Here is a 21,397-nt window from a genome sequence, read left to right as displayed (position 1 = left end):
CAGCAAGTTTATTAATTTCAGTAACTTTCCCGCCGGGGCCGGGGACAGCCCCGGCCCCGCCACCCCTTATGGGGCCCCGGGGCCGGTTTCGTAAGCCGTGCCGGCCGTCAGGAGGCCGTACTCCAGGCGATGCCGTCCAGGATGTCGTGCTCGCTCACGACCACCTCGGCGGCGCCGGTCCGCTCCATGATCTCCAGCAGCTCCAGCGCCCCGGCCGCGATCACGTCCACCCGGCCCGGGTGGATCGAGGGGATGGCCGCGCGCTCGGCGTGGGTGGCGCCGAGCAGCCGGCGGGCGATCCCGGCGACCTGCTCGCGACTGATCCGGGAGTGGTGGATCCGCTCGGAGTCGTACTCGGGCAGGTCCTGGGCGATCGCGGACACCGTGGTGACCGTCCCCGCGAGACCCACCAGGGTGGCCGCGCCGGTCAGCGGGACCACCTCCTCGGCCTTGTCGAGCTCGGCCCGGACGTGCGCCCGGGCTTCGGCGATCTGCTCCTCGGAGGGCAGCTCGGCGCCGCCGAAGTGCCGCTCGGTGAGCCGCACGCAGCCGATGTCCACCGAGCGCGCCGCCTGCACGTCCGCCCCGCCGAGCACGAACTCGGTCGAGCCGCCGCCGAGGTCGAACACCAGGTACGGCGCGGGGAACTGACCGCTGGTCAGCTCCTTGGTGGCGCCGATGAAGGACAGGTGCGCCTCCTCCTCGCCGCTCACCACCTCGGGCTCGACGCCCAGGATGTCGCGCACGCCCTTGACGTACTCGTCGCTGTTCTCGGCGTCCCGGGAGGCGCTCGTGGCGACGAAGCGGGTGCGCTCGGGGCCGACGCCGAAGCCGGTGATGATCTCCTTGTACTCCCGGCAGGCCGCGAAGGTGCGGGCCAGCGCGTCCGGGTGCAGCCGGCCGGTCCGGTCCACGTCCTGGCCCAGCCGGTTGATGATCATCCGACGGTCGAGGTCGGTGATCGCGCCGGTCTCCGGGTCGAGGTCGGCGACCAGCAGGCGGATCGAGTTGGTGCCGCAGTCGATCGCGGCCACGCGGGTCATGCTCACTCGGACTCCTGCTCCGGGGCGCCGGCTTCCGAGGTCGCGGCCTCGGCGGCGCGCTTCTTGGCGGCGCGCTCGGCCGTCTTCTGCTGCTTGGCCGCGATCACGGCCCCGTGGTCCTGCTCCTTGGCGCGGTTGCGGGCGACCCGCTCACCGGCCGCCTCGACCTCGGCCGGGGAGACGCACGGGCCCTTGGCCCACCAGTCCTCCAGCATGCCGATCGCCTCGTCGCCGAGCGGGTTGACGCCCTCGCCGGCCGCCAGCGAGTGGCCGACCAGCACGTGCAGGCACTTCACCCGGTCCGGCATGCCGCCGGCGCTCGGGAAGCCCTCCAGCACCTCGATCGCGTCGCGCCGGGCGATGTAGTCCTCGTGCGCCTTCTGGTAGGCGGCGGCCAGCTCCGGGTCCTCGGCGAGCCGGGCGCTCTGCTCCTTCATCACGCCTTCCGCCTCCAGGGTGCCGATCAGCGAGGCGGCCTTGGGGCAGGTCAGGTAGTAGAGCGTCGGGAACGGCGTGCCGTCCGGCAGCCGGGGGGCCGTCTCCACGACGTCGGGGTTGCCGCAGGGGCAGCGGTGCGCGACACCGCGCAGGCCGCGCGGCACCCGGCCGAGCTGGGCGGCGATGGCCGCGACGTCGGCGTCGGAGACGGCGGGGTGGTTCTCAGTGGTCATGGGGGGTGGGGTCTCCAACGGGGGACGGGGGGAGCGGACTGGGGGTCGCGGGGGCCAGCGCGACGGTGTCGGCGGCGTCCACCGAGTCCCAGACGCTGGCGTACCAGGGCTTGGCGGCCGCCTGGGCCGTACCGCCGGAGGAGGCGGGTGCGGCGGGCGCGGAGGGCTGGACGGCCGGGCCGGCCGGATTCACCGCGATGTACGGGGTCTCCCCCGGCACCGCGTAGTGCAGCCGGGCGCGGGCCTGCGCCTTGACGTACTCCGGGTCCTGCCAGCGGGCCTTGTCCCGGCGCAGCTGGTCGACCTGCTGGCGCACGTGGTCGGCCTTCGCCCGCTGGGCGGAGATCTCGGCGCGCTGGGAGATGAACTGCCGCGTCGGGTAGGCGAGGATCGCCACCAGGGAGCAGAGCACCAGGACGAGGACGGTCGCCCGGCTCGTGAACCGGGGTCGGGCCGCCAAGCCCGGGATCCTCCAGCCAGCCATCTCCCGTATCCCCTCCTGGTCGCGACGGTGCCCCGCCGTCCACCCTACGGGGTGTGCGGCGGGGCACCGGTCAGGCTTGCGCTGGCTCGGCTGCTCAGCCCTCGTGCTTGCTGTGCTCACTCGCCTGCGGAGCGACTGTGCCTACTGGTCCGCAGAGCGACTGTGCCTACTGGTCCGCGGAGCGGAAGCGCGGGAAGGCGCCGCGGCCGGCGTACTCGGCGGCGTCGTCGAGGATCTCCTCGATGCGCAGCAGCTGGTTGTACTTGGCGACGCGCTCGGAGCGGGCCGGGGCACCGGTCTTGATCTGGCCGCAGTTGGTGGCGACGGCCAGGTCGGCGATGGTGACGTCCTCGGTCTCGCCGGAGCGGTGCGACATCATGCAGCGGTAGCCGTTGCGCTGGGCCAGCTCGACGGCGTCCAGGGTCTCGGTCAGCGAGCCGATCTGGTTCACCTTCACCAGCAGCGCGTTGGCGGTGCCGGTCTCGATGCCCTTGGCCAGGCGGGCCGGGTTGGTGACGAACAGGTCGTCACCGACCAGCTGGACCTTGTCGCCCAGCTTGACGGTCATGGCCTTCCAGCCGTCCCAGTCCGACTCGTCCAGCGGGTCCTCGATGGAGACCAGCGGGTAGGCGGCGACCAGCTCGGCGTAGTACTCGATGAGCTCGGCCGAGGTCAGGGCCTTGCCCTCGAACTGGTAGGCGCCGTCCTGGTAGAACTCGGAGGAGGCGACGTCCAGGGCCAGCGCGACGTCACGGCCGGGCACGTAGCCGGCCTTCTGGATCGCCTCCATGATGAGGTCCAGGGCCTCGCGGTTGCTGTCCAGGTTCGGCGCGAAGCCGCCCTCGTCGCCGAGGCCGGTGGACAGGCCGCGGTCCTTCAGCACGCCCTTGAGGGTGTGGTAGACCTCGACGCCCCAGCGGACGGCCTCGGAGAAGGACTCCGCGCCGATCGGGGCGATCATGAACTCCTGGATGTCGACGTTGGAGTCCGCGTGCGAGCCGCCGTTGAGGATGTTCATCATCGGGACCGGCAGGACGTGCGCGTTCGGGCCGCCCAGGTAGCGGAACAGCGGCAGGTCGCTGGCCTCGGAGGCGGCGTGCGCGACGGCCAGCGAGACGCCCAGGATGGCGTTGGCGCCGAGCGAGGACTTGTCGGGGGTGGCGTCCAGGTCGAGCATGGCCTGGTCGATCAGGCGCTGCTCGGTGGCGTCGTAGCCGACGAGCTCCGGGCCGATCTGCTCGATGACGGCCAGGACGGCCTTCTCGACGCCCTTGCCGAAGTAGCGGTTCTTGTCACCGTCGCGCAGCTCCAGCGCCTCGAAGGCGCCGGTCGAGGCACCCGACGGGACAGCGGCACGACCGGTGCTGCCGTCGTCGAGGCCGACCTCGACCTCGACCGTGGGGTTGCCGCGCGAGTCGAGGATCTCACGGGCTACGACGACATCGATGGACGGCACGAGGCATCTCCTTGCGGAAGCAGGGTCCGGCTGACGGTGGTGCTGTCGGCAGGACGATTGCGGAGTCGTTACGACCCAGAGCCTAACCGCCCGGGCTCCCGGGGCCACGTTGGCCTCGGTCCCGTCTCAGCGTGTGGCCCTGCTACCCCCCGGTAGTTCACCTGCTTGTCCCAGCTTGTCCCCCCGGCGCGGACGAATGCGGACGAAGGGGGCCGGGCGCGGCCCCCTTCGTCCCCGGGGTGTTGTTCGAGGTCCTGCGGACCGGTTCAGCCGAGGTGCAGGACCTGGCCGGGCATGATCAGGTTCGGGTCGCCGCCGACCGTGCCGCGGTTGCCGTCGTACAGCGCCTGCCAGCCGCCGGACACGCCCTGAGCGGCGGCGATGCTCGACAGGGTGTCACCGGAGTGGACGGTGTAGTCGTGGCCGGCCGGGGCGGCCTGGGCCGGCTGGGCGGCGCGCGGGGCGGCGTGCTTGGGAACGTACTGCTGGACCGGCTGCTCCGCGGGCGTTTCGGCCTGCTTCGGGGCGGCGTGCTTCGGGGCGTACGGCTGGGCGGGCTTCGCGTCCGCCTTGGGGGTCTGCTGCTTCGGGGCCTGCGGCTTTTGGGCCTGCTGCTTGGGCGTCTGCTGCTGGGGGGCGGACTGCGGCTTGGCGTCCGAAGAGGTGTCGACCACGGCCGGGGCACCGCCCTTGCTCAGGCCCGCCTTGACGGAGCAGACCGGCCAGGCGCCCGGGCCCTGGGAGGCCAGCACCTTCTCGGCGACCGATATCTGCTGGCCCTTGCTGGCCTGGTTGGCCTGCGGCGCGTAGGCGGTGCCGCCGTACGCCTTCCAGGTGCTGGAGGTGAACTGCAGGCCGCCGTAGAAGCCGTTGCCGGTGTTGATGCTCCAGTCGCCGCCGCTCTCGCACTGGGCGACGGAGTCCCAGGAGGAGGCCGGGGCGGCGGAGGCGCCGGTGGCGGCGAGGAGCGGCATCGCGAGTCCGACGCCGGCCACACCGGCGACGGCGATGGCCTTCTCGGCCTGGGTGCGACGACGGTGACGGCCAGTTCCAACGAACAGCATGAAGGGTCCCTCTCCGCACGCCTGCGAGGTGAGCTGTCGGGTTCGGACCGGGAGGTGGCCCGGCCGCCACGTGCGGAAACGTTCCGCTCGGGCGGCTTCACCCCAAGCCGTGGAGGACGGCAACAAACCTGGTTCCCCCGCCCCTGCCCAAGGGTCTGGTCGGTTTCCCGTGGCGCGGCGGGCAGGATTCGGCGTTCCGCGCACGAGGTCCGCAGCTGCGAACTCCAGGGAGACTAGACAGATCCTCAGACCAATCACAAGCTCATATCGTCGACATCACACCGGAATTACGGCACGTGATCAATCGCCTACCAACTGCGCCTGTTTGTCCGGATTGATGGGTGTTCACACCGCCATCAGGAGCGCGTCACCGACGCCAAGTCAGCGTGTCGGAGCCTCAGGAAGGGCGTGCGGAGACCGGATCTCGGGACTGAATTCGACCGGAAGTTCGCGCAATCCACGCATGATCAGGCCACCCCGCCACCGGAGATTCTCCGGAGTTTCGGCCAGTCGCAGATCGGGCAGTCGGGAAAGCAGCGTGGCCAGCGCGGCGCGTCCTTCGAGCCGGGCCAGCGGGGCGCCGATGCAGTAGTGGATGCCGTGCCCGAACCCCAGGTGGGGATTGTCGGTTCGGGCCAGGTCGAGGGTGTTCTCGTCCGCGAACCGGGCCGGGTCGCGGTCCGCCGCCGCCAGCACCACCAGCACCGGATCGCCCACCGGGATGTCCACCCCGCCGATGGTCAGCGGCCTGGTCGCGAACCGCCAGGTCGCCAGCTCCACCGGCCCGTCGTAGCGCAGGAGTTCCTCGATCCCGGTCTCCAGCAGCGCGGTCTCCCCGCGCACCACCGACTCCTGCAGCAGCGCCCGCTGCCCCGGGTTGCGCAGCAGCGCGTACGTCCCGTTGCCGATCAGGTTGACGGTCGTCTCGAAACCGGCGAACAGCAGGATGAAGGCCATCGCGGCCGCCTCGTTCTCGGTCAGGTGCTCGCCGTGGTCACTGGCCCTGATCAGGCCGGAGATCAGGTCGTCACCGAGATCGGCCCGCTTGCGGTGGATCAGCTCCAGCAGGTACGCCCGCATCCGCTTCACCGCCCGCCCCACGCCGCCGCGTTGGCCCCCGCCGTGGCGGATCATCATCCCGGCCCAGTCACGGAAGTCGTCCTGGTCCTCGGCCGGCACGCCCAGCATGTCGCAGATCGCGTAGATGGGGAGCGGGAAGGCGAACTCGTGGATCAGGTCCGCCGAGCCGCGCTGCGCGAAACCGTCGATCAGTCGGTCGGTGAGCTGCTGCACCCGCGGCTCGAACTCGGCCACCCGGCGCGGCGTGAACGCCTTGGACACCAGCCGGCGCAACCGGGTGTGGTCCGGCGGGTCGATGTTCAGCAGGTGGGTCATCAGGTCCGCCTGCCGCTCCCCCGGGATGCCCACCCGGCCGGTGCGGTGCGCCTGCTCGCTGTGGTGTGCCGGGTTCTTCGACAGCCGACTGTCCGCCAGCGCCTGCCGGGCGTCCGCGTACCGCGTCACCAGCCAGGCCTCCACGCCGCTCGGCAGCCTGGTGCGGTGCACCGGGGCGTGCTCGCGCAGCCAGGCGTAGGCCGGGTACGGGTCGGCGGCGAACTCCCAGGTGAAGAGCTGCGGGGCGGGCTGGGCGGCGTCGGGCTGAGCAGGCATGGGTCGACCGTAACCGCTGGGTCGGGCGCGTCCTGACCGTTCCCGACCGTCAACACGTCGCGAACGGCGCGCGAGCGGGTCACCAACGCTCCGTGGACGGCCGGTGGACGGTCCGTGGACAGCTCTTGGACAGCTCTTGGCCGGGTGGCAGGCGTGAGTCTGGTCACCTGCGGGGTAATCCCTGTTGCGGAGGGTCAGGTCGTGCCTACGATCCTCCGCAGTGTGCGTGGGCGCCGGTGCGGTGTCGCCCACAGGGAGGAGCAGACCATGCGGGTCAGCGGGGCAGTCGTCGTCATCGCGGTACTCGACGGCGGTTCGGGAGCCGGCCTCGCCCGCCGGTTCACCGCGGCCGGCGCCGCCGGGATGCTGATCGCCGACACCCACGTCGGTGTCGCCGAGGACCTCGCCGCCGAACTCGACCGGCCGGGCTGCCCCGTCGTCGGCGTCGCCGCTGACATCCGCCGCCCCAGCGACGTCGCCGCCCTGGTCGACACCGCCGAGAAGCACCTCGGTCCGATCGACCTCTTCTGCGTCGCCGGCCCGAACGGCGAACGGGTCGTCTCCCTCGCCGACCTGCCCGACCACCTCGACCTTGAGCGCCTCGCCGAACTCCTCGCCCTGGTCGGCGAGGCCATCGGCGAGCTCGTCCCGCCGCAGCGGCGCCCGACCGGGCACACCGCCACGGCGGCCTGAGCCGCTACTCCGGCTTGAGCCCCTCGGCCGCGCGCACCGCGTCCCGGTAGCCCCGCGCGGCCGAGCGCAGCGCCGCGTCCACGTCCACCCCGGCGTCGTGCGCCCGCTGCGCCACCGCCAGCAGCAACCGGCCCGCCGACTCCGTGGTCAGCTCCGCCGGCAGCTCGTACGGCTCGTCCGGCACGCCCTCGAACCCCGCCCGGCGCACCCGGGACACCAGCTTCGCCGCGTACGCCAGCGCCGGCAGCCCGGCCGGCACGCCGTCCAGCACCGACTCCCGGTCCGTCTTCTCCGCCGCCTTCAGCTGCTCCCAGTTCGCCTCCACCTCGGCGGCGCCCTCGGCCTCGACGTCCCCGAACACGTGCGGGTGGCGGTACACCAGCTTCTCCACGATGTCCCCGGCCACGTCGTCGATGGTGAACGGCCCGGTCGGGTGCTCCTCGGCGATCCGGGAGTGGAAGAACACCTGGAGCAGCACGTCGCCCAGCTCCTCGCGCAGCGTGTCGCGGTCCCCCTCCTCGATCGCCTCGACCAGCTCGTACGCCTCCTCGACCAGGTACTTCACCAGGCTCTCGTGCGTCTGCTCGGCGTCCCACGGGCACCCGCCGGGCGAGCGCAGCCGGTCCATCACCGACACCAGGTCCAGCAGCCGCGAACCGGGCAGGTCGTACGAACCCGGCAGCACCTCGATCTCCGGCACCTCCCCGGCGTGCTCCACCGCCAGCCGCGCCAGCGCGTCCGTCAGCCCCGGGTCCCCGTCCGGGCTCCCCAGCCACACCGTCGGCCCCGCCCCGGCCGGCTGCTCGGTCAGCATCCGCGCCAGGGCCGGCGCCGACTCCGCCGCCGCCACCTCGACCGCCACCCCGGCCTGCCGCACCGCGGCCACCTGCGGATGCCCCTCCTCCCCCACCAACACCCGCCCGGCCGACCGCAACGCCTCCCACGCCGGCCACGCCAGCAACCCGGGAGCCACCCGGTGGGTGGTGGTCAGCAGGATCAACTTCGCGCCCGGTGTGTTCACCGGCGCAGCATTCGTCGTCACACCTCGAACCTACCCGCCCCCCCGGCGGAACGGGCCGGGCCGCGGGCAGGCCCGTCGCCCCCGCCGGCTTCCCGCCCCCGCCCCCGGCTCCCGAACGACACGCTCAACCCGACCCACCGCCCTCCGGCGCCCACGGAAAATCGGGCCCCGATCTGGCGGACCGCCAGGCTGGACCCACCGACTGGCACGGGAAGTCGAACCCGTCGACCTCCCACTCCTCCACGAGCGACAGACGGCTGACACCGAGCGACCGGCGAGGACAGCGGACAACCAGAGGCAAGGAGCCGGAGCCAACACGACGAGCGAGGTCAGACCCGAGCGCACCGGCTCCCAGCTGCCGCAGATGCAGGTCGGGGGGGTCAGCGCGTGGGGGGCCAGGGGGTGGAGTGGTGGGGCTGGAGGGTGCTGAGGGATTGGCGGAGGCGGCGGACGGCGGGGTGGTGGGGGCCGTCGCGGCGTTCGCGTTCGAGGAGGAGTTGGAGGAGCCAGTGCCAGGCGTTCTGGGAGTCGCCGGTGGCGGCGAGGTGGAGGCCGATGCGCTCGCGGAGGTCGTAGGCGCGCTCGGGGTCGGTGTCGAGGCCGGATTCGAGGCGGGCGGTGTGGGCGGCGAGCAGGGCCTGGTACTCGGCGAGGGCTTCGGGGCCGTGGCCGAGTCGGTCGAGGCAGAGGGCGGCGCGGTAGCGGTGGTCGAGGCCCTGGGGGCCGTGCGGGCCGCCGTCCGCGGTGGCGGCGAGGCGGCGGTACTCGGGGAGGGCCTGCTGGGGGTGGCCCTCGTGGAGGAGGGTGCGGGCGTAGATGGTGCGGATGGTGCGGACCAGGGGCGCGCTCTCGCCGAGGTCGGCCTCGGCGCGGGGCAGCAGGCCGGCGGCGAGGCCGAGGACCTCGGCGTGGCGTCCGGCGTCGACCAGGTCGGAGAGGCGGGCGCACTCCGCGCCGAGGTCCGGGCCCGAGGGGACGGCGGGAGGTGTCGAGGGGGCGGGAGGTACGAGGAACGGCCTCGGCTCCGAGCGGACCATCGGGGCGGCGGCCGCCACGGTCGACGGCTGCGGCTGCGGCTGGTGCGGGTAGCGGAAGGGGCGTGCGGGGTCGGGCAGCGGCGTGAGGCGCGGCTGCGGCGCGCCCTCGGCCGGAGGCAGCAGTGGGAGCAGCTGCGCGTACACCGTCTGGGCGTCGGCGGGGCGGTCGGCGGGCTCCTTGGCGAGGAGGTCGAGGACCAGCCGTTCCAGCGACTGCGGAACTTCCGGGCGCAACTCGCGCAGCGGGACGGGCGGTTCGTCGACGTGTCGGCGCAGGACGCCGAGGGCGGTGGGCGCCCGGAAGGGCTCCTCGCCGGAGAGCATCTCGTGCAGCAGGCAGCCCAGCGAGTAGAGGTCGCTGCGCGGGTCGATGGTGGCGGCGAGCGCCTGCTCGGGGGCCATGTAGGCGGGGCTGCCGATGGGCACGCCGGTGAGGGTGAGACGGGTGGTCTCGGTGTCGAGGGCGGTGGCGATGCCGAGGTCGAGCAGGACGGTGCGGCCGTCCGCGCGGACCATGACGTTGCTCGGCTTGAGGTCGCGGTGGACCACCGGGATGGCGTGGACGGCCGCCAGCGCCCCGCACAGCTGGGCCGCGACGGCCACCGCGCGCTCGACCGGGAAGGGCGCGTCCTCCGCGATGAGGTCGGCGAGGCTGACACCGGGGATGCGCTGCATGACGAGGTAGAGCTCGCCCTCGTCCTCGCCCGCGTCGAAGACGGTGACCAGGCCGGGGTGGTCGAGCGCGGCCGTCACCCGGCACTCGCGCAGGAAGCGGCGACTCAACTCGTCGCCGTGACGGCGGCGTTCGGTGCTCGTGGCGCCGGTGCCGAACCCGCTGCCGGAGCCTCCGGGCAGCAGGTGTTCGGGGCGGAGCAGTTTGACGGCGACCGGGCGGTGCAGCCGTTCGTCCTGCCCGGCCCAGACCTGGCCCATGCCGCCGTGGCCGATCTTGTCGGTGAGCCGGTAGCGTCCGGCGATCAGCCTGGTGCCGGTCACGAGCCGCCCTCGCCGGCCTGACGTCGCAGCAGTTCGCCGAGTTCACGCAGGTCGTGGGCCGTTTCGGCGGCCGGGGAGGGGGCCGGGGCGGGGGCCGGGGCGGGGGCCGCTGCCGGGACGCCGTACCCGGGCACGGTGGCCGCGTACGGCGAGCCGACCGGCGGCCCGTAGGACGGAGCGGTCTGCGGAACGGCCGGCGGCCCGTACGACAGAGCGGTCTGCGGAACGGTCGGCGAGGCCAGGGCCTTGGACGCGGGGCGGCCGGCCTCCCAGACCGCGCGGCTGTCCATCACCAGGAAGTGCGCGGTCGGCGTCAACCACAGCACGCCGAGGGCGATCTCGCCGGTGAGGTCGGCGGTCGGGTCCTTGAGGCTGCCCGCGATCCCGGCGGAGACGATGAGCGTCAGCAGCAGCGCGCAGAACACCACCGCGCCGACGATGTCGTACGCCCGCTTGCGCCGGACCGCCAGCAGCAGTGCCGGGACCGCGCCGAGCAGGCCGAAGGACAGCAGCGGGGCGAGCGCGCACAGCACCCGGAGGGTCACCCCGAACCGGCCCGGGACCGGGGCCCGCCCGGCAGCCGGGGCGGCCCCCGGAACTGCCCCCGGAAACGCGCCCTGAACCGGCACCGGGCCGTACGGCGGGCCGCCGAGCGTCGGTCCGTACGGCCCGGGTTGCTGCCCTGACATGTGTGCTCCTGAGCTGGAGGGAACCGGCGCCGACCGTGACACGGACGGCCCAGCACACCGTACCGCCCGGCCCGGCGGCCCCGGAGTCCTTCGGTCCGGTCGATGCCGAGCCGACGCCTGGCCGGTACTGAACCGACGTCAGTCCTCCGGCGGTGCCAGGACACCCGTCGCCAGCGCGTCCGTCGCGGCCCGGGCCAGGGTGTGGCCGAGGGCGGCGGCCTGGGTGAGGGCGGTGTCGAAGGCGGCGAGGCGGGCGAAGGCGGCGCCGAGGCGCCGCTGGGCGGGGAGCGGGAGGCGGGGCAGTTCGACGCGGCGGATGTCGAGGCGGGCGGTGGTGGTGGCGTGGCTGGCGGCGCGCCGGGTGCCGGCGGTGGACCGGAACTGGCCGGCCAGGAACTCCGGGTCGAGCGCGGCGGGGTCGGGCCGCAGCAGGTGGAGTTGGCGTCCGAGGGCGGCGCCGACCAGCGGGCCCTCGGCGGGGACGACGCGGGCGGCGCCGCCACCGAGCGCGGGGACCAGGACGTCGCCCGGGCGGGTGCGGACGTCCCCGGCGGTGCCTGTGGCGCCGGCGGCGTCCGTGGCGGCGAGGACGGCACTGGGCGGGGCGCCGGCGGCGAGATCCCGGTCGGTGATCACGGGGGTGCCGCCCGGGGCGGCGCCGGCCGGACGGGTGGCGGCGCCGGTGCCGGAGGAGTGCACCTCCAGCGCGCCGCTGCGGACCAGCTCGCCCACGGTGACCGCGCCGGCCGGGGCCGTGCCGGCGGCCGGTTCCGCACCGGGCTGCGGGAGCAGCCCGACCGGGTCGGCCAGGCCGTCCAGCAGCTCGGCCAACCGGGCGCCGAGGTGCGAGAGTTCGGCCACCCCGCCGAGTCGGACGGCGGGCGGGACGTGTCGGGCCGGGGAGAGGTCGGTCTCGTCGTCCAGCAGGTCGATGGCGGCCATGGCCCGGTGGACCCCGGGGCGGTCGGCGGGGACCGGCAGGCCCTCACGGGCGGCGAGGTCGAACCCGCGCCAGGAGTCCAGGACGACCCGGCGCAGTTCGGGCCAGTCCACCTTGTCCCGACCGCCCTCCGCGGCCGCCGGACCCGCGGTCCGGGCCGGACCGGCCGGCGCCGCCCCGGCGTCGACCAGCAGGACCTGCCGGAAGTCGTCGCCCGGCTTGGGGGCGCGGAGCACCCAGAGGTGCAGCGGGACGCCGTACGGCGGGGCGGCTCCGGCGGGCAGCGCGATGACGGCGCGCAGGGCGCCGGTGCGGAGCAGCTCGGCCCGGATGCGGCGGCCGGCCCGACGGGCGGCGACGGCCGGCGGGAGGAGCAGGGCGGCGAGGCCGCCGGGGCGGGTGTGGGCGAGGCAGTGCAGCACCCAGGCGAGTTCGGACTCGCCGCGCGGCGGGACCAGGCCGCCGAGCCAGCGGGTGTCGAACTGCAACTCGTCGTGGCCCCAGTCACGTTCGTTGTACGGGGGCTGGCAGAGCACCGCGTCGAAGGTGTCCCCGGGGTAGCCGTCGGCACGCAGGGAGTCGCCGGTGCGCAGGTCGAGCGGGAGCGGGCCGGGTTCGTCGGCAGGGGTGTGCAGGGCGAGCCGGAGCCGGGTGAGGGCGGCCGCGACCGGGTCGGCGTCCTGGCCGTAGCGGCCGGTGGTCGGCGGGTGGGCGAGCAGGACGGCGCCGAGGCCGACGGCCGGGTCCAGCACGGTGGCGGGGACTCCGGCGACGGCGGCGAGCAGCTCGGCGGCCTCCGGCGGGGTCGGGCTGAGCTGACGGGTGTTGGCCTCGGCGTGGCGGGTGAGCAGTTGCTCGTACGCGCCCGCCGGACCGGCCTCGGCCGCGAGGGCGGCGAGCAGCCGGGCGAGGTCCAGCTGGGTGCTCCCGAGCAGGTTGGGCAGACGCAGGTCGCGCGGGCCGTCCGGGCCGAAGGTGTGAACGGCGGTGTCGGCGAGGACGCGGGGCAGCGCGGTGGCGAGCCGGGTGTCGGGCTGGTCGGCGAGTTCGGCCCAGCGCCCGGGGGCGCGGTGCAGCAGCAGGAGCACGGCGCCGGCGTCGACCAGTGGGGCGGCGGGGTGGCCGGCCGGGTCGCGCAGGGTGTCGATCAGCTGCCAGGCCCGTTCCAGCAGCGGGAGTTCGGCGATCTTGCCCTGGGCGCGCAACCAGGACTCGACCTCGTCGAGCGCGAAGGTCGGGCTGGTGTCGGTGCCGCCGACCGGACGGGGGAAGTCGGGGTGGCGGCGGCGCCAGTTGCTGACCGCGGCGCGGCCGACGCCGGCCAGCCGGGCGATCTCGACGGCGGTCACTTCGGGGCGGTCCGGCACGGGAGGCTCCTTCGATCGGGGTGACCGCGCGGTACGGCGCTGTGACCGCACAGCATAGCGACACCACTCTCCGGCTCCGTTCACGTGTGAACAGAGCTCTTTCGCAAAATTCCATTGACATGGTTCACGACTGGTGGTGTGATTTCCCCGTCGCCACCGAGCAGGGGCGGCAGCCACCAGCACCGTCGACCACAGGGAGAACAGCCATGTCCGCCACCGCCCGCCGCACCACCAGCGCCCGCCGCACCCGCCGCACCGCCGCCCTGCTGCTCGGCGCCGCGCTGGTCTCCCTCACCGCGACCGCCTGCAACTCCACCGGCGGCGCCTCCGTCTCGACCGAGGCGAAGCAGACCGCGGCCGCCTCCGCCGCCCCCGGCTCCGCCCAGCCCGCCGCAGGCGGCGCGGCCGGCAAGTCCACCGACACCCCCAAGGCCCCCGCCAAGGTCGCCGACACCATCGCGCTCAAGAGCACCGACACCGGAAACACCGCCGACGTCACCGCGGTGAAGGTGGTCGACCCGGCCGAGAGCGCCAACGAGTACCTCAAGCCCGCCGACGGCAAGCGCTACGTCGCGGTGCAGTTCCAGATCAAGGCCACCGGCGCCCAGGCCTACTCCGAGGCCCCGTTCAGCAGCGCCAAGGTCGTGGACACCCAGGGCCAGGCCTACGGCGCGAGCCTCGCGGAGACCAAGGCCGGCCCGGCCTTCCAGACCCCCACCAACATCGCCCCCGGTGACACCGGCAAGGGCTTCGTCACCTTCGAGGTCCCGAACGACGCCAAGCTGGACAAGGTCCAGTTCGCCCTGGACAACGGCTTCGCCAGCCAGATCGGCCAGTGGAAGATCGGCTGATGCCTCCGTTCACAGCGCGCACCACCGCGCGCCGGACGGACAGGCCCCGGACAAGGCCCCGGACAGACGGCACGGCGGCCCCGGGCAGAGCCCGAGACCGCCGTGAACCACCGACCAACCGGTGCTACTTCTTCGCCCCGGCCAGGTCGTCGAACATGGCCGACAGGAACTCCGTGCACCAGCCCAGCAGTTCCCGCCCGACCAGCGGCTTGCCGCCGATCCGGCCGGTGCTCGGCCGGGGCACCAGCAGCTGCTGGGCCGCCGCCTTGACCTGGCTGCGCGGGTAGAGCCGGTTCAGCCGCAGCTGCTGGGACTCCCGCAGCTCCACCGGCCCGAAGCGGATGTTCGAGCCCTGCAGGGTGATGTCCGAGATCCCGCACCGCCGGGCGTACAGCCGCAGCCCCGCGACCAGCAGCAGGTTCTCCACCGGCTCGGGCAGCTTGCCGTAGCGGTCCACGAGTTCGTCCCGGACCTGCTGGATGTCCGCCTCCGAGTTGACCGCCGCGATCGAGCGGTAGGCCTGCAGCCGCAGCCGCTCGCCGGGCGCGTAGTCGTGCGGCACGTGGGCGTCGACCGGCAGCTCGATCTTCACCTCCAGCGGCTCCTCCTCCGGCTCGCCGCCGTTCGCCAGCGACTCGCGGAACTCGGCCACCGCCTCGCCGACCATCCGCATGTAGAGGTCGAAGCCGACCCCCGCGATGTGCCCGGACTGCTCGCCGCCGAGCAGATTGCCCGCGCCGCGGATCTCCAGGTCCTTCATCGCGACGTACATGCCGGCGCCCATCTCGGTGTGCTGGGCGATGGTGGCCAGCCGCTCGTGCGCGGTCTCGGTGAGCGGCTTCTCCGGCGGGTACAGCATGTACGCGTAGCCACGCTCGCGACCGCGCCCGACCCGGCCGCGCAGCTGGTGCAGCTGGGAGAGGCCGAAGGTGTCGCCGCGCTCGACGATCAGGGTGTTGGCGTTGGAGATGTCGATGCCGGACTCCACGATCGTGGTCGACACCAGGACGTCGAACTCCTTCTCCCAGAAGTCGACGACGACCTTCTCCAGCTGGGTCTCCCCCATCTGCCCGTGCGCGGTGGCGATCCGCGCCTCGGGCACCAGGTCCTTCAGCCGGGCGGCGGCCTTGTCGATCGACTCCACCCGGTTGTGGATGTAGAACACCTGGCCCTCGCGCAGGAGTTCACGCCGGATCGCGGCCGAGATCTGCTTCTCGTCATACGGCCCGACGAAGGTCAGCACCGGGTGCCGCTCCTCCGGCGGGGTGGTGATGGTGGACATCTCGCGGATGCCGGTGACCGCCATCTCCAGGGTGCGCGGGATCGGGGTCGCGGACATGGTGAGCACGTCCACGTTGGCGCGCAGCTTCTTCAGCTGCTCCTTGTGCTCGACGCCGAAGCGCTGCTCCTCGTCGACGATGACCAGGCCGAGGTCCTTGAACCTGGTCTCGGAGGAGAACAGCCGGTGGGTGCCGATGACGACGTCCACCGAGCCCTCGAACAGCCCCTCCAGGACGGCCTTGGCCTCGCTGTCGGTCTGGAAGCGGGAGAGCGCCTTCACGCTGACCGGGAAGTTGGCGTACCGCTCGGCGAAGGTGGAGAAGTGCTGCTGCACCAGCAGGGTGGTCGGCACCAGCACCGCCACCTGCTTGCCGTCCTGCACCGCCTTGAACGCGGCCCGCACCGCGATCTCGGTCTTGCCGTAGCCGACGTCACCGCAGATCAGCCGGTCCATCGGGACGGACTTCTCCATGTCCGACTTGACCTCGGCGATGGTGGTCAGCTGGTCCGGCGTCTCCGCGTACGGGAAGGCGTCCTCCAGCTCGCGCTGCCACGGGGTGTCCGAGCCGAAGGCGTGCCCGGGCGCGGCCATCCGCGCCGAGTACAGCTTGATCAGGTCGGCGGCGATCTCCTTGACCGCCTTCTTGGCCCGCTGCTTGGTCTTCGCCCAGTCCGCGCCGCCGAGCCGGTGCAGCGTCGGGGCCTCGCCGCCGACGTACTTGGTGACCTGGTCCAGCTGGTCGGTCGGCACGAACAGCCGGTCGCCGGGGTGGCCGCGCTTGGCGGGGGCGTACTCCAGCACCAGGTACTCGCGGGTGGCGCCCTGGACGGTGCGCTGCACCATCTCGACGTACCGGCCGACGCCGTGTGCCTCGTGGACGACGTAGTCGCCGGCCACCAGGGCCAGCGGGTCGATCGCGTTGCGGCGCCGGGACGGCATCCGGCGCATGTCCTTGGTGGAGGACTTCTGGCCGGACAGGTCGGTCTCGGTGATGACGGTGAGCTTCAGGTTCTCGTCCACGAAGCCGTGCTCGATCGAGCCGCAGGAGACGTGGACGACGTCCCGGGTGGGCGCCTCGGCGAGGTCGGCGACCAGCCGGGCCGGAATGCCCTCGTTGCCCAGCACCTCCGCGAGCCGGGAGGCGGGCCCGTGGCCCTCCGTCACCATGACGACCCGCCAGTCGGCGGCCAGCCGCTCCTTGGCGTCGGCGATCGCCCGGGCGGTGTCGCCCCGGTAGGCCTCGACGGCGCGCATGCCGAGGGTCAGCGTGTTGGCATCGAACTCCAGGATGCCGTCGACGGAGGACTCGCTGGTCGCGAACGGGCTGACGGACCACCAGGGCAGCCCGATCTCGTCGGCGTGCTCGCGCACCTCGGCGAGCGAGCGCAGCGAGGCGGCGGAGACGTCGATGGCCTCCAGGTCGATCGGCCGGTCCCCGCCGGCCGCCGCCGCGACCCAGGAGGCGTGCAGGAACTCCTGACTGGTCGCCACCAGGTCGCCGGCCCGGGTGCGGACCCGCTCCGGGTCGCAGACCACCGTGACCGAGCCGAGCGGCAGCACGTCGAGCAGCAGCTCCATGTCGTCCACCAGCACCGGCGCCAGCGACTCCATGCCCTCGACCGCGATGCCCTCCGCGATCTTGTCCAGGATCTCGGCCAGCCCGGGGTGCGCGGCGGACAGTTCGGCGGCCCGCGCCCGCACCTCGTCGGTCAGCAGCAGCTCGCGGCAGGGCGGCGCCCACAGACCGTGCTCGGCGATCTCCAGCGAGCGCTGGTCGGCGACCTTGAAGTAGCGGATCTCCTCGACCTCGTCGCCCCAGAACTCCACCCGCAGCGGGTGCTCCTCGGTCGGCGGGAAGACGTCCAGGATGCCGCCGCGAACGGCGAACTCACCGCGCTTCTCGACCAGTTCGACCCGCGCGTAGGCGGCCGCGGCGAGCCGGCGGGCCACCTCCTCCAGGTCGTGCGACTCACCGCGCCGGACGGCCACCGGCTCCAGCTCGGCCAGCCCCTTGACCTGCGGCTGCAGCACCGAGCGGACCGGGGCGACGATCACCTGCACCGGCCCTGCCGCCGGGTCGTCCGCCCGCGGGTGCACGATCCGCCGCAGCACGGCCAACCGACGGCCGACGGTGTCCGAACGGGGCGACAGCCGCTCGTGCGGCAGGGTCTCCCAGGCCGGGTACTCGGCGACGGCGTCGGCGGGCAGCAGCGAGCGCAGCGAGGCGGCCAGGTCCTCGGCCTCCCGGCCGGTCGCGGTGACGGCGAGCACCGGGCGGCCCCGGTCGCCGGCGGCCTGCCCGGCCAGCGCGCGGGCCAGCGCGGCGATGGCGAACGGCCGGGCGGCGGGCGGTCCGACCAGGTCCAGGTGGCGGCGGCCGCCGGCCGCGGCTCCGGTGGCGGTGGCCGCGTCGATCGCCTCGGCGAGCGCCGCGTCGCGCGCCACGACATCGAGCAGTCCGGTCAGGCTCATCTGGGGTCTCTTCTTCGTCCCGTGGCTGGTGCTGCCTCCGGGCGGCGAAGGCCCGCCGGGGCAACGCGAACGGCCCGGCGCGCCGAGCGGCCGGGGGTCTCCAGCCTACGCCGCGGCACGGACGGGCACGCGGTGTACGACCCCGGCGGGGCCGGGCGGGGACGAACCGGTGGCCGCGACCCCACAACTGTCAGGGACACGACCGCAGACGAACCACTGGACGGAACGCCGGACGGCCGGCGGACGAACCAGCCGGGCGCCGGTCGACATCCGGGCTCCGCCATCCGCCACGAACTGGACATACTCCGGTCACTGGCCGTCCATGGAGATCGCGCACCATGGTGAACGTGCCCGCCGCACCCAACCGTGGGGGATGGCTGTGGCGGCACTGTCGCACCCCCGATGGGGGTCGGAGGTGCGAGGCCGGGCGGCCCTGGGTGGGGGCGCCCGCCAAAGCGCCGGGAACCGTGGCGCCCTTTCCTGGAGGGCGCCACGGGTCTCGGCAGCGGCGCTTCGTCCACCCGTTCACCGCTCGGTCCACCCGCAGGTCGGCTCGGACGTCCACACCCGCCCGGTCGGCGAAGGCCGGACCGCCACCACGGGAGTCGTTCGAAGGACCGCTACCGGCGTCGACCGATCGAGCGCGACGCGGAGACCCCGACCGCCCGCAAGGAGGCGGTCAGGGCCCAGGACGCCCGACTCACCCGGCTGATCGCGGGTGAGGGCACGGATTGCGGGTCAGCGACGGCGGTAGGCCACCGCGTTGGGGGCCTCGTAGCCACTGCCGTCGTCCACGATGATGATCTTCGGGACGATCCGGGTCTCGTCCTCGGACTCCCCGACGCCCTCGCCGCCCTGCGCGCCGTCCCGGTCGGCCGCCACCTCGGGCGACGCGGCCGGCTCCGGCGGCACCGCGGCCGGGACGACCGGGCCGGTCACCACCGGTCCGGCGGCATCGGCCCCGGTCCCCTCCGCCTTGGCCGCATCGGCCCTGACACCGGCGGCGGGCCCGCCGACCACCGGCTGCCGCAGCACCGCCGTCGACTTCTCCGGGGTCTGCGCCGGAGCCGGCACGGGAGCGGGGGCGGGGGCGGGAGCCGTCACCGAGGCCTTCCGCAGGTTCGGCAGCGGCACCTCCCCGGTGTCCGCCTCCGAGTCCACCGGCACCGCATCCGCCACCGCGTCCGCCGGGGCGCCGCCCTCGACCGCCTCCTCCACGGGCTCGATCTGCCCGACCGCCGCGCCGGTGAGCGAGGCCAGCGTCGCCTTGATGTGGTCCAGGTGCTTCTGGACGGTCTCCAGCCGGGTGTCGAACGCCCGCTGCTCGCGCTCGCTCTCCGCGTTGGTCTTCTCGGCCTCCCGGCGGGCCTGCTCGATCAGCTGGTCGGCCTTGGCCTGGGCGTCGGTCTCCAGCTGCTTGATCTGGTTGAGCACGGTCTCCCGGTACTGCTCGGCCTCCTTGACCCGGCGCTCGGCGGTCTCGGAGACCTCGGCGTCCTCGGTGTCGGCCTTGGCCTGGGCCTCGGCGAAGGTCTCGTCGGCCTTGCGGCGCTTGGCGGCCAGCTCGGCCTCGGCGTGCTCGCTGGTCTCGGCGGCGGCCACCCGGACCTTGGCGGCGTAGGCGGTGGCGCTGTCCCGGGCGGAGCGGCTCTCCCGGTCGGCCTCGGCCCGGAGTCCCTCGGCCTCGGCGCGGGTGCGCTCCTCGGTGCGGCGGGCCGCCGCGTCGGCCTCCGTGCGGGTGGTGACGGAGTACTCCTTGGCCGCCTTGTCGAGCGCCTGCCCGGCCTCGTAGACCTCGTCGCGCAGGTCCTCGGCGAAGCGCTCCGCCTTCTCCTGCACGGCGCGGGCCTCGTTCCGCGCCATCTCGGCCAGTGCCGCGGCCTGCTCGCTGAGCACCTCATAATCCGGCTCCGGGGCCTCGTCGGCGGCGCGGCGGACGTCCGCCAGCCGGGCCTCCATCTGCCGGATCCCGGCACCCAGGACACTCAGCCGCTCCCACGCCTCGTCGCGCTGGGCGGTCAGGGCGGCGAGCGCCCGGTCGACCTGCTCGGGCGCGTAACCGCGCCGGGCCTGGGTGAAGCCGTACTGGGGGACGGCGTCGCTCATGGGCTCTTCCCCTCGTTTCGCGGGCTGCGGAGCCCATGATCGGACGGAACGGCCGGATCCGGAACCGGTTCGGAAGCCGGGGCCGGATTCGGTCGTCATGCGGACCGGAATACGTCGAGGACCGGACGGATGGACCCATCCTCTTGACCTATTTTGCGCAGATCCGGACGAAACCCAACGAGGCAGGGCTGCCGCAGCATGCCGGAGGGGTCGTTCCGGACACCGGAACGACCCCTCCCCACCTGCGAGGATCCGCGACGGTCCGCTACAGCAGGCCGTCCCAGAACTGCTCCAGCAGCACGGCCCACCAAGTGTCGGCGTTCTGCAGGGCCGCCGGGTCGATCGCGGCGAGCTGCGCCTGGAAGTCGGTCGTCCAGCGACCGGCCTGCTCGGGCGTCAGCCCGTACCGCAGCCGCCACATCCGGCCCAGCAGGGCCAGCGCGCGGACGAACTCCGGTACACCGCTGTTGACGAAGCGCGGCGGCTGGCCGGTTCCGTCGATGTCCACGGCGACCACGTTCGCGGTGCCGTACTGGACGCACAGCTGACGGCCGTAGTCGTTGCCGAGCACCAGGTAGCCGCCGAAGTCCGGGGCCGCCGGCAGGCCGCGCTCGGCGGCCAGCTCGGCGAGGGTCGGGATCGGCCGGCCCTCCTGCGCCTGGGCCCAGAAGAACGGCCCGAAGTCGCGCGGCAGCCCGGCCCACATCAGGCTCTGCGACACCGGCTCCGGCACGCCCTGGCGGGAGACCGCGCGCTGCTCGTAGCGGAACAGGTTCTGCCCGAAGGCCTGACCGACCTCCTGGGCGAGCTGCTGCGGAGGCACCGGGGGCAGCGGCTGGACCGTCCCCGGCGCGGGCAGCGGCACCCGGAACGGCCGGACCCGCTGGGCGCCGGAGGCCAGCTGGTGCAGCTCGTCCAGGTGGTCGAGCAGCTCGGCCATCCCGGCCTGCCGGGAAGCGTGGTCACGGCCGTACGGGGCGGTGTGGGTGAGCCGCACGTTCGGCCAGGAGGCGGCGATCATGCGGTTGCAGTAGCCGCCGGGCAGATCACACGACTCCAGCTCGGTGTAGAGCTCCAGCACCTGCTCCGGGGGCACGTTCAGTCGGCGCAGGTCCTGCAGGATCTTCCACTCCGGGTGCGGGGTGCCGGGCTCGCTGCGGTGCAGCAGCTTCTGCTCCGAGCCGTCCGGGCCGCGGTAGCTGAGCGCGGCGAAGTAGCCCGGGCCGACCGCGGGGACCCCGGGCGGTACGGGCGCGCCCTGCGGCGGGCCGGTGACCGGGGTCGGAGGGACGACCCCGGGCGCGGCGCCCGCGTTCGGGTAGCCGTACCCGGCCGCGCCCACGGCCGGGGCGGCCGGACCGCCGGGCGGCGGCGGGACGGCGGGGCCGCCGGACGGCGGGGTGCCCGGGTCCGCCGGGCCGCCGAGCAACGCCGGGTCGATCGCGCTGGCCAGCTGGGTCGCCTCGTACGCGATCCCGGCCGCGGGCGCGGCGGGCGCGCTCTGCGGGGCCGGGGCCGGGGCCGGGGCGTCACCGCCGCGCAGGCCCGCCGCTG

At 73.9% G+C, this 21,397-nt stretch carries 14 protein-coding genes, 1 pseudogene and 1 riboswitch; of the genes and pseudogenes, 2 read left to right on the top strand and 13 right to left on the bottom strand.

Features of this window, described 5'->3' with window-relative positions; translation table 11 throughout:
• Nucleotides 1-107: 107 nt before the first annotated feature.
• The 6 genes and pseudogenes from ACFVWU_RS38630 to ACFVWU_RS38605 form a co-directional block, all read right to left on the bottom strand.
• Complete coding sequence (locus ACFVWU_RS38630) at nucleotides 108-1,043, bottom strand: exopolyphosphatase (protein ID WP_387629886.1); 936 nt, start codon at nucleotides 1,041-1,043, stop codon at nucleotides 108-110.
• Nucleotides 1,044-1,204: 161 nt separating this feature from the next.
• Nucleotides 1,205-1,732 (bottom strand): annotated as a pseudogene (locus ACFVWU_RS38625) (DUF501 domain-containing protein); the annotation flags it as partial.
• Entirely contained in the window at nucleotides 1,704-2,174 is a 471-nt protein-coding gene (locus tag ACFVWU_RS38620; RefSeq protein ID WP_387629884.1) for a septum formation initiator family protein, read from the bottom strand. The pseudogene ACFVWU_RS38625 and the gene ACFVWU_RS38620, both read right to left, overlap by 29 nt.
• 190 nt (nucleotides 2,175-2,364) lie before the next feature.
• Nucleotides 2,365-3,654: a phosphopyruvate hydratase gene (gene eno, locus ACFVWU_RS38615; protein WP_387629882.1), complete on the bottom strand. Its 1,290-nt coding sequence runs from the start codon at nucleotides 3,652-3,654 to the stop codon at nucleotides 2,365-2,367.
• A 266-nt stretch (nucleotides 3,655-3,920) separates the two neighbouring features.
• Nucleotides 3,921-4,718, bottom strand: coding sequence for a transglycosylase family protein (locus ACFVWU_RS38610; protein ID WP_387629880.1), 798 nt, complete (start codon nucleotides 4,716-4,718; stop codon nucleotides 3,921-3,923).
• 4 nt (nucleotides 4,719-4,722) lie between these two features.
• Nucleotides 4,723-4,889: riboswitch (cyclic di-AMP (ydaO/yuaA leader) on the bottom strand.
• A gap of 210 nt (nucleotides 4,890-5,099) precedes the next feature.
• Entirely contained in the window at nucleotides 5,100-6,389 is a 1,290-nt protein-coding gene (locus tag ACFVWU_RS38605; RefSeq protein ID WP_387629879.1) for a cytochrome P450, read from the bottom strand.
• 267 nt (nucleotides 6,390-6,656) lie between these two features.
• On the opposite strand from ACFVWU_RS38605, the gene ACFVWU_RS38600 reads away from it, so the two are divergent.
• Complete coding sequence (locus tag ACFVWU_RS38600; RefSeq protein ID WP_387629877.1) at nucleotides 6,657-7,082, top strand: SDR family NAD(P)-dependent oxidoreductase; 426 nt, start codon at nucleotides 6,657-6,659, stop codon at nucleotides 7,080-7,082.
• Nucleotides 7,083-7,086: 4 nt separating this feature from the next.
• On the opposite strand, the gene ACFVWU_RS38595 is transcribed toward ACFVWU_RS38600, so the two are convergent.
• The 4 genes from ACFVWU_RS38595 to ACFVWU_RS38580 form a co-directional block, all read right to left on the bottom strand.
• A complete protein-coding gene (locus ACFVWU_RS38595; RefSeq protein ID WP_387629875.1) occupies nucleotides 7,087-8,124 on the bottom strand; it encodes a MazG family protein in 1,038 nt (345 codons plus the stop codon).
• 359 nt (nucleotides 8,125-8,483) lie between these two features.
• Nucleotides 8,484-10,136, bottom strand: a complete 1,653-nt coding sequence (locus ACFVWU_RS38590; RefSeq protein WP_387629873.1) for a protein kinase — start codon at nucleotides 10,134-10,136, stop codon at nucleotides 8,484-8,486.
• A complete protein-coding gene (locus ACFVWU_RS38585) occupies nucleotides 10,133-10,825 on the bottom strand; it encodes a hypothetical protein (RefSeq protein WP_387629872.1) in 693 nt (230 codons plus the stop codon). Before ACFVWU_RS38585 ends, ACFVWU_RS38590 begins: the two co-directional genes overlap by 4 nt.
• 138 nt (nucleotides 10,826-10,963) lie before the next feature.
• Nucleotides 10,964-13,132: an N-6 DNA methylase gene (locus ACFVWU_RS38580; protein WP_387629870.1), complete on the bottom strand. Its 2,169-nt coding sequence runs from the start codon at nucleotides 13,130-13,132 to the stop codon at nucleotides 10,964-10,966.
• A 206-nt stretch (nucleotides 13,133-13,338) separates the two neighbouring features.
• Between ACFVWU_RS38580 and ACFVWU_RS38575 the strand changes: the two genes are divergently transcribed.
• Nucleotides 13,339-13,983: a DUF4352 domain-containing protein gene (locus ACFVWU_RS38575; RefSeq protein WP_387629868.1), complete on the top strand. Its 645-nt coding sequence runs from the start codon at nucleotides 13,339-13,341 to the stop codon at nucleotides 13,981-13,983.
• Nucleotides 13,984-14,107: 124 nt separating this feature from the next.
• On the opposite strand, the gene mfd is transcribed toward ACFVWU_RS38575, so the two are convergent.
• The 3 genes from mfd to ACFVWU_RS38560 form a co-directional block, all read right to left on the bottom strand.
• Nucleotides 14,108-17,737 carry a transcription-repair coupling factor gene (mfd, locus tag ACFVWU_RS38570; protein ID WP_387629865.1) on the bottom strand — a complete coding sequence of 1,210 codons (3,630 nt, stop codon included), beginning with the start codon at nucleotides 17,735-17,737 and terminating at the stop codon, nucleotides 14,108-14,110.
• Between the two features lie 738 nt (nucleotides 17,738-18,475).
• Complete coding sequence (locus ACFVWU_RS38565) at nucleotides 18,476-19,843, bottom strand: hypothetical protein (RefSeq protein WP_387629863.1); 1,368 nt, start codon at nucleotides 19,841-19,843, stop codon at nucleotides 18,476-18,478.
• A 265-nt stretch (nucleotides 19,844-20,108) separates the two neighbouring features.
• Nucleotides 20,109-21,397, bottom strand: a 1,289-nt coding sequence (locus tag ACFVWU_RS38560; protein ID WP_387629861.1) for an SUKH-4 family immunity protein, incomplete at its 5' end; no start/stop codon positions are given.

It is taken from the genome of Kitasatospora sp. NPDC058190, assembly GCF_042883685.1.
Taxonomy (GTDB): Bacteria; Actinomycetota; Actinomycetes; order Streptomycetales; family Streptomycetaceae; genus Kitasatospora.
The sequence above is the reverse complement of the archived record's forward strand: the minus strand, read 5'-3'. Positions and strand labels throughout refer to the sequence as shown.